Below are 2,279 nucleotides of genomic sequence, written 5' to 3'. Positions count from 1 at the left end.
AAAAGTCCGGCGTCCAGTAAGGTCGGACCGTCAACTGCCCGTTCTCATAAACAGCAAGGTGCCCGGGCGGCAATTTGCTAATGCCGCGATAAATCGTCCAGGGATGCGGCACGTATTGGTACAGTAAATACGCATCGAGGGCTTCCGGATCAACTTCCCGCCCAATACCGGGTACCTCCAGCAGGGCTTTCAGTTCACTGGCGAAAAGAAGACGATCGGGTTCACACCGATAAACGAGCGGTTTTTCACCCAACCGATCCCGGGCCAGCACAAGCCGCCGGCGCGGCTCATCCCACAGCGCCAGGGCGAACATGCCGTTGACACCGACAAGAAAGTCCAGCCCTTTTTCTTCGTACAGGTGCAGAAGGACTTCGGTGTCGGATCGGGTGGCAAAACGATGGCCTGACTCTTCAAGATTCCTGCGAAGGCTGCGGAAGTTGTAAATCTCCCCGTTAAAGACGATCCACAGCGTCCCCTCTTCATTGCTCATCGGCTGGTGCCCGCCCGAGATGTCAATAATCGAAAGCCGCCGATGCCCCAGGGCGACGCCACACGCGGGCTGATCTCCGCCTGCCAGATGCTTGACATAAAAACCTTCATCGTCCGGGCCGCGATGTCGTAAAACATGCGTCATCCGCCCGAGATCTTCTTCACTGAGGGCTTTTCCCTCGTCGTACCAAACGGCTCCCGCTATTCCACACATGTCACTGCCGTATCTTGCTTAGCTCCAATTCGGTGGCGGAAATCGCCCCGGCACCTGCCAAGGCGCGATACAGCGCCTCGTAGCTCTCCACCATTCGTTCCACGGAAAAATGGGTGGCAATCCTTTCCCGACCTGCCATTCCCAAACGGGCGGCCAGTTCGGGATCCTCAAGTATTTTCTTCGTGTATTTGGCTATGCCGGCTCGAAATTGAAAGCCCCGCGGCACAAGATACCCCGTCTCGCCGTGAACGACGAGATCCCGATTGCCGGGAATATCCGAGGCGACCACCGGAACCCCCAGCGCCATGGCCTCCATGAGAGAATTGGACTGACCCTCGTATTGACTCGTGTTCCAGAAGACATCCAGATGCGCCATGATACGCAGCGCGTCGCGCCGATGGCCCAAAAAATGGACACGATCAGTGATTTCCAGCTGTTCGCAGTAGCGCTCCAGGGCCCGGCGTTCGGGACCGTCTCCCACAATGACGAGATGGACGTCGTCGCGAATGCGTTTGAGAAGGTCCTCCGCCCAGATCGCGTCGCGAAGACTCTTTTGCGGCCACAGCCGTCCGACCACTCCCACAAGCCGGGTGTCCGGTGATAACTTCAGTTCCAAAAGCAGAGATTGCCGTGATTCGGACGGTCGTTCCGGAATCGCCATTCCGTTAGGAATGACCACAATTTTTTCCTGGGGGATTCCCCTGGACACGTAGAAAGCCGTTACGCCCGAGCTGTTCACGACGATGCGATCGGTCCACCGCGCGAGATACCGATCGAACACGAAGTGCCACCAGCTTTTCCACAAATCGACGCAGCGTTCGGACGCCAGGATGTGCGGAACTTTTGCCTGTTTGGCGGCGATTCGTCCGTACACGTTGGCCGCGAAAAGCCACGTCTGGACGATGGTCGGTTTCACCTCTTCCAGCCAGCGACGCAGGCGGATGAGTGCCGAAAGGTCCACCTTGCCCCGCTTGTTCACATAATATATCGGCACCCCCGCGGCTTCCAGTTCGGCCCGATAGGGGCCATCCCGGGTGAGAACGGCCACACGAACATCCCAGCCTCGACGACGGAGCTGGCAGACGAGCGTCGTCATCTGTTTTTCCGCGCCCGCCTGATCCAGCGTCGGAATGATATGGACGATTTTCTCTGTGCCGGATGCGTTCATTGCCGATTTCGGAACCTCGTAACGCGGTTCTTCACACTCCGTTTGTTTCCGTCCCGTGAAACATGCCCGGAGCAGCCGATCAATTGGGCAACTGATTCCGGAAAGTTATCTCCAGCCGCAGTCCCTTCCAATACCTCGCTAGAAATCGGGGTGAGGCCATTTATCAGTCTGTCCGTGCATTTTCCATGAATTGAGTGTAGATTTCATCAAAAAGCTCCAGATGGCGGCGGACTGTTTCTTCCAGGGAGAACTGCGTCACCGCGACGAAACGGGCGCGCTGTGCCAAACGCTCGGCCAATTCCCGGCTTTCTGCAAGGCGGATGATGGCCTCAGCAAGCTCCCCGGGCGATTCAACGGGCACCAGCAGGGCCGATTCCTCGTTTTGCACCAGGGCCCGATTGCCCGGTA

The 2,279-nt window shown here is 57.7% G+C and carries 1 protein-coding gene and 2 pseudogenes; all 3 read right to left on the bottom strand.

The annotated features are described in order from the left end of the window. Window positions 1-703, bottom strand: a pseudogene (locus H5U08_RS16205) (asparagine synthetase B); the annotation flags it as partial. 1 nt (window position 704) lies between these two features. Continuing rightward, the gene (locus H5U08_RS16200) at window positions 705-1,871 is read right to left on the bottom strand and encodes a glycosyltransferase (RefSeq protein ID WP_297035406.1); all 1,167 of its coding nucleotides are present in this window, start codon (window positions 1,869-1,871) and stop codon (window positions 705-707) included. A 163-nt stretch (window positions 1,872-2,034) separates the two neighbouring features. Next, a pseudogene (locus H5U08_RS16195) lies at window positions 2,035-2,279 on the bottom strand (hypothetical protein); the annotation flags it as partial.

This window comes from Thermogutta sp., from assembly GCF_014359955.1.
Classification (GTDB): Bacteria; Planctomycetota; Planctomycetia; order Pirellulales; family Thermoguttaceae; genus Thermogutta.
This window is presented reverse-complemented; position numbering and strand designations above follow the sequence as displayed.